Below are 5,431 nucleotides of genomic sequence, written 5' to 3'. Positions count from 1 at the left end.
ATAATTCCTGCAACACCTAAGTTTTGAAATATAGGGCAATTGGCATTGGGCAGAGGTCTTTGATTATTTTTTCTTCCCCTGCGTCTCCTGCTTCCCCTGCTTCCCCTGCTCCCCCTGCCTTATTGTGCTTCCGGGGCGCGTCCATTGAGCCTGGTAAGAACTTTCAAGCGATCGCCTAATTCCTCTCTCAACGCTCCTGCTTGATAGCGCCACCCCCAGTTACCCTCAGCAACACTAGGAAAATTCATCCGCGCTTCGTTTCCTAATCCCAAGATATCTTGCAAAGGAATAATCGCTTGGTTAGCTATAGAACTCAAAGCTAGTCGAATCAAATCCCATTGGACACCTTCAGGGCTGATAGAACCTAAATAAAGCCATAAGTTATGCTTTTCGTTGTCGCTGGCTGAATTAAACCAGCCTACAGTTGTGTCATTATCGTGAGTGCCAGTATAAACTACAGCATTTCGCGGGTAATTGAATGGTAAGAACGGATTTTCGGGATCAGAACCAAAGGCAAACTGCAAAACTTTCATCCCAGGAAATTCAAACTTGTCTCGCAGCGCTTCTACCTCTGGTGTAATTACTCCCAAATCTTCCGCCAAAACGGGTAGCTTACCCAACTTCTCCCTAATCGCTTCAAAAAAAGCGTCTCCAGGTGCTTCCACCCATTTACCATTCATGGCAGTTTCTTCGCCTTTGGGTACTGACCAATAAGCCTCGAAGCCCCGGAAGTGGTCAATGCGAATTATATCGACATAATCCAGCATTGCCTCAAAGCGCTGTACCCACCATTTAAAGTCTTGTTTTTGCAATTCCTCCCAGTTATAAACCGGGTTGCCCCACAATTGACCAGTGGCGCTAAAGTAATCTGGTGGGACTCCTGCCATTTGAGCAGCTTCTCCCGTTTCTTGGTCTAAGCAAAAGATGTCGGGATGCGCCCACACGTCGGCACTATCGTGAGCTACGTAGATGGGGATATCGCCAATAATATCAATGCCGCGCATATTGGCGTAGCTTTTCAAGTCTGACCACTGGCGGAAAAACTCAAATTGGACAAACTTGTAATAAAAAATCTCTTTGTTAAGCCGATCTTGTACTTGCTCCATTGCTTGTGGATCACGCTTGACAAGTTCTGATTTCCATGCATGCCAGTTTGCATTCTCGTTATCATCTTTCAGCGCCATAAATAAGGCGTAATTATCTAGCCAATAGGCTTTGCTATCGCAAAAACCTTCAAACTCTTTCTGCTGGATAGGTGTAGCATTGGTTTTAAAATGTTCACAGGCTTTTTTGAGTAGCCCAATTTTAATCGGCACAACCTGCTCAAAATCTACCTTTTCTTCCGGAAATCCTGGTAAATTAGCAAAGTCTTCTTCAGTTAGCAAACCCTCATCTCGCAGTTTTTCTGGGCTAATCAGCAGGGGATTTCCGGCCATTGCTGAGTAGCACATATACGGGGAATTGCCGTATGCAGTGGGTCCCAAGGGTAAAACTTGCCAATATTGTTGATAGCTGTCTTTGAGAAAATCAATGAAGCGATAGGCTTCTAAGCCTAAATCCCCAATGCCGAATCGACTGGGAAAGGAGGTAGGATGCAGCAAAATACCACTGGATCTAGGAAAAGGCATAAGTAACCTAAATTATGAGAGGAAGGGATTATCTGAACGACACGCTAGGCGATCGCCCAAGGGGCGGTGGCAAAGCCAATCGGATCGAATTTATCACGGAACAGTATTTGCAGGGTAAATCAAGTAAACTCATCTTGATTGTCCTTTGTCCTACCCTTCGGGAAGCCGCCCTCCGGGCGTCTATGTCATTTGTCCTTTGTGAATAACCAATGACTAATACTTCTCTACGAGAGGCTGCGCCAACGGCTACGCTCAGTACAAGTGACTAATGACTGATGACTAATGACCAATGACTAATAACTATGACTTACCGAAATCCTGCACCAACAGTTGATATCATCATTGAACTAGTAGATCGACCTCATCGGCCAATAGTGTTAATTGAAAGACATAATCTACCCTTAGGTTGGGCTATTCCGGGTGGTTTTGTAGATTATGGCGAAGCGGTGGAAGTGGCGGCGCGGCGAGAAGCTGAGGAAGAAACAGGTTTGCAGGTGGAGTTACTTGAACAATTACTGGTGTATTCTGACCCCGATCGCGATCCGCGTCAGCATACCATTAGCATTGTGTTTTTGGCGACAGCGACGGGTGAACCTGTGGCTGGGGATGATGCTAAGGGTGTAGGAGTTTTTGAGTATTGGCGTGTGCCTGGTAATTTATGTTTTGACCACGATCGCATTCTGCGCGATTATTGGCGATATCGGCATTATGGAATACGTCCAAGGTTGGGGTAAGAGGAACGTAGACGCAAAGCGGCTTGCCGCAGGCTACCGCAAAGGCGCGAAGGGCGCGTTCGCGCAGCGTCTCGTTGGCGCAGCCTCTCGTAGAGAAGAGAAGGAAGAAAAGAGAGAGAAGAGAAGGAAGAAAAGAGAAGAATACCTGTGGTACAAAGTTTTTGTGATTATACTGTGTCAGTGGTATTCAAAGGTGCATTATGGACGCTGAGGAACTTTTAGAGAAATACGCAGCAGGACAACGGAAATTTCATTCAGCAAATCTTCAAGGAGTAGACCTCACAAGCAAAGATTTGAGTGAGATAGATTTATACAAAGGAAATTTAAATGGAGCAGACTTGAGTGAAGCAACTCTGACCAAAGCTAATCTTTGGGAAGCAAGCCTCTCTAGAGCATCCGTAAGATGTACAAATTTGATGTGGATGCAAGGTGGGTCAATTAATTTAAGTTGGGCAGACCTTAGCGGTTCGGACTTAAGTTATGCAAACTTGAAAGCTGCAAATCTGACTAAAGCAGACTTGACTAGAGCAAACTTTACTCAGGTAGAGCTAACTGGAGTAAATTTTCAAGGTGCAAATCTCCATAAAGCTATACTCCGGGGAGTTAGTTTAGAGAAATGTAATTTGTCAGGAATAAATCTAGCTGAGGCTGATTTAGTTGGGGTATACCTGGGACAAGCAAATCTCAAAAACACCTGTCTAAAAGAAGCAAATCTAGAAAGAGCCTGTCTTTCAGATACAAATTTGATAATGGCAAACCTTGATGGTGCAAATCTGAAGAAGGCAAATTTAACTGGCGCAAATATCTATGGGGCAACCTTTAAAGATGCAGACCTGACTGGTGCGATAATGCCAGATGGAGAAGTCTACAAGCCGATCGCTCCTGAAGCGGAAATCAGTAAACAGGAAACATCGTTAGAGAAAGTAATATCTATGACTCGTAAAGTAATTAATACTGATAACGCACCCGCTCCAGTCGGCCCTTATAATCAAGCGATCGCAGCTTCTGGTCAATTTGTATTCGTCGCAGGACAAATTGCCATCGATCCCCGCCTTGGTGATGTTGTCTACACTGATGATGTCAAAAAGCAAACTGAGCAAGTATTAGCGAATCTTGAAGCCATCCTCACAGCAGCAGGTGCGACTTTTCAAGATGTTGTGAAAACCACTGTATTTTTAGCTGATATGAATGATTTTGCGGCGGTGAATGCCGTTTATGCTAAATATTTCCCGGAAGATACAGCCCCAGCGCGGGCTTGTGTGCAGGTATCGCGTTTACCTAAAGATGTGTTAGTAGAAATTGATGCGATCGCTGTGATTAGTAGTTAGAAGGAACGTATCAATGAGCAAAATCTTAACGGTTACATTTGATGGTTCTGTTTTGACTCTAAAAACTCCATCACTTCTTGTAGCACATCAGCTATATGTGGCTTTTCGCAAGCAATTACGTTGTCGAAAAGATGTTTATGGTGCGGGAAGCTAGGCAAGTTGGGAAAGTGTGGTGTACTGTCATAACGAAAAATCAGACTATTTTGCTCATCTTGAAAGTGATAGCGGTAATCGATATATGTAATCTGATTATCTACAATCACAAAGGCTTCACTGACTGCCAGTAAATATTTGAGAGCGAAACGCATCCTAATGCGGAGATTAGCTCTCTCTGTCGTTAAAATTACTGCACCATATTCCTCAACGTATGTGTTAGAGCAGTTGAGTAAAAGTTGCTCAACTTCATCTAAATAGGCTTGGATAACTTTACGCGACATCTCTGAGTTTGCTCTTTATATCTTGATGTAGAGCTAGATAATGTTGATAGTTTCCTGCCCATTCGACAAAGACTTCATCATCAGAAGTTTCGCCTTGGCTATATTTGGCAAAAAATTCTTCTGAATTCATTTGGTACTTTATTTCATAGGTATTTAACTGTTTAGTAAGGGCAATCAGCGCATCTAGTGGAGATGTATATTCGATGGTTTGTTTACGCATTGATTTTTGCATTCAGTTTCATTAGTTTATACTAAACACTTTCATCACTTCCTTGTCGAGATAGTTGATTAGCTTCATAGAAACTTACGTTAATTATTTATAGCAATGGCGATCGCCTCTATAACTTCGGGAATACTGAAACTAAGTACCTTAGAGGAGTATTAAAAATGCCAAAAAATCGCATCAGTGCCAGCCTAGCCCCAGCAGACAAAGAAGCAGTCATGCAGGCGATCGCTACAATTAGAGAAAAGTTACCGTTTTTGGTAGATTTAACCCCTGAAGACCGGCGAACGATGCTGAAGATGGGAGATAAAAGTCGGGCTTTTGTAAGCATTGCGTTAGAAGTGGCGACACAGAACCCTAACTTTTTGCCGCGTTCTTTTGATTTAGAAGAGATGCGCCGAGATTTAGAAATATATGAGGACTTGTATCCGGTGCTGTTGTCTCTAACCCAACTGCAAGAATTGGTGGATGATACCTGTATAGCCTCTGCTAGTGAAGCGTATGCAGCAGCATTAGCAGTTTATAGCTATGCCAAAGCTAGCGGTGATGTCGCAGGTTTGGATGCAGTAATTGATGAGATGGGACGCAGGTTTAACCGCCGTTCTAAAAAAAAGAAACCCGAAGTCTCAGTTAGCTAAAGCTTGTAATAGACAATTATACCAGTTGTCAACTTGGTAAAATACACATCATTTGTAGGGGCATAACATTGTTATGCCCTTTTTGCGTCTTGAATCTAAAAATTCTTGAAACCCGCGCAGGCGGGTTTTGTCTGTGTAGCCGCGACTTCTATAGCACATCTCATTTATCTAAAATACACTTTGACCTCACTTCCATTCCTCTCCCCAACAAGGGGAGAGGCTTTGAATCTTACTCCCCTTCCCTATAAGGGAAGAGGCTGGGGATTAGGTCTGTCTTAAACTCCATTAAGAAGTGCTAAGTCGCCAGGACATTTTTGAGCCTCAGAAGGTCAATGTCGAGCCTCAGAAGGTCAACGTCGAGCCTCAGAAGGTCAAAGTTGAGCCTCAGAAGGTCAAAGTTGAGCCTCAGAAGGTCAACGCATAAAAATTACCTAGAAAAAGTT

The 5,431-nt window shown here is 43.5% G+C and carries 7 protein-coding genes; 4 read left to right on the top strand and 3 right to left on the bottom strand.

Going from position 1 to position 5,431, the window contains the following annotated elements; translation table 11 throughout:
* Positions 1 to 119: 119 nt before the first annotated feature.
* Positions 120 to 1,628, bottom strand: coding sequence for a 4-alpha-glucanotransferase (malQ, locus tag ACFE90_RS35855; protein ID WP_375507013.1), 1,509 nt, complete (start codon positions 1,626 to 1,628; stop codon positions 120 to 122).
* Positions 1,629 to 1,642: 14 nt separating this feature from the next.
* Between malQ and ACFE90_RS35850 the strand changes: the two genes are divergently transcribed.
* The 3 genes from ACFE90_RS35850 (at position 1,643) to ACFE90_RS35840 (ending at position 3,690) form a co-directional block, all read left to right on the top strand.
* Positions 1,643 to 1,834, top strand: coding sequence for a hypothetical protein (locus tag ACFE90_RS35850; RefSeq protein ID WP_375507012.1), 192 nt, complete (start codon positions 1,643 to 1,645; stop codon positions 1,832 to 1,834).
* Positions 1,835 to 1,930: 96 nt separating this feature from the next.
* Positions 1,931 to 2,362 carry an NUDIX domain-containing protein gene (locus ACFE90_RS35845; RefSeq protein ID WP_375507011.1) on the top strand — a complete coding sequence of 144 codons (432 nt, stop codon included), beginning with the start codon at positions 1,931 to 1,933 and terminating at the stop codon, positions 2,360 to 2,362.
* Between the two features lie 200 nt (positions 2,363 to 2,562).
* Positions 2,563 to 3,690, top strand: a complete 1,128-nt coding sequence (locus ACFE90_RS35840; RefSeq protein WP_375507010.1) for a Rid family detoxifying hydrolase — start codon at positions 2,563 to 2,565, stop codon at positions 3,688 to 3,690.
* A gap of 32 nt (positions 3,691 to 3,722) precedes the next feature.
* Here ACFE90_RS35840 and tumE read toward each other — a convergent pair whose 3' ends face one another.
* Positions 3,723 to 4,127 carry a toxin TumE gene (gene tumE, locus ACFE90_RS35835; RefSeq protein ID WP_375507009.1) on the bottom strand — a complete coding sequence of 135 codons (405 nt, stop codon included), beginning with the start codon at positions 4,125 to 4,127 and terminating at the stop codon, positions 3,723 to 3,725.
* A complete protein-coding gene (gene tumA, locus ACFE90_RS35830; protein ID WP_375507008.1) occupies positions 4,117 to 4,347 on the bottom strand; it encodes an antitoxin TumA in 231 nt (76 codons plus the stop codon). The genes tumE and tumA overlap by 11 nt, the downstream gene beginning before the upstream one ends.
* A gap of 167 nt (positions 4,348 to 4,514) precedes the next feature.
* Between tumA and ACFE90_RS35825 the strand changes: the two genes are divergently transcribed.
* Positions 4,515 to 4,988 carry a hypothetical protein gene (locus ACFE90_RS35825; RefSeq protein WP_375507007.1) on the top strand — a complete coding sequence of 158 codons (474 nt, stop codon included), beginning with the start codon at positions 4,515 to 4,517 and terminating at the stop codon, positions 4,986 to 4,988.
* The last annotated feature ends 443 nt before the right edge of the window (positions 4,989 to 5,431 follow it).

This window comes from uncultured Nostoc sp. (genome assembly GCF_964245445.1).
Lineage (GTDB): Bacteria > Cyanobacteriota > Cyanobacteriia > Cyanobacteriales > Nostocaceae > Nostoc.
The sequence above is the reverse complement of the archived record's forward strand: the minus strand, read 5'-3'. Positions and strand labels throughout refer to the sequence as shown.

Bases quoted from the DNA above. Each gene is read 5' to 3' on its own strand.
- malQ (WP_375507013.1), bottom strand. From the start codon at position 1,628: ATGCCTTTTCCTAGATCCAGTGGTATTTTGCTGCATCCTACCTCCTTT.
- ACFE90_RS35850 (WP_375507012.1), top strand. From the start codon at position 1,643: ATGAGAGGAAGGGATTATCTGAACGACACGCTAGGCGATCGCCCAAGG.
- ACFE90_RS35845 (WP_375507011.1), top strand. From the start codon at position 1,931: ATGACTTACCGAAATCCTGCACCAACAGTTGATATCATCATTGAACTA.
- ACFE90_RS35840 (WP_375507010.1), top strand. From the start codon at position 2,563: ATGGACGCTGAGGAACTTTTAGAGAAATACGCAGCAGGACAACGGAAA.
- tumE (WP_375507009.1), bottom strand. From the start codon at position 4,127: ATGTCGCGTAAAGTTATCCAAGCCTATTTAGATGAAGTTGAGCAACTT.
- tumA (WP_375507008.1), bottom strand. From the start codon at position 4,347: ATGCGTAAACAAACCATCGAATATACATCTCCACTAGATGCGCTGATT.
- ACFE90_RS35825 (WP_375507007.1), top strand. From the start codon at position 4,515: ATGCCAAAAAATCGCATCAGTGCCAGCCTAGCCCCAGCAGACAAAGAA.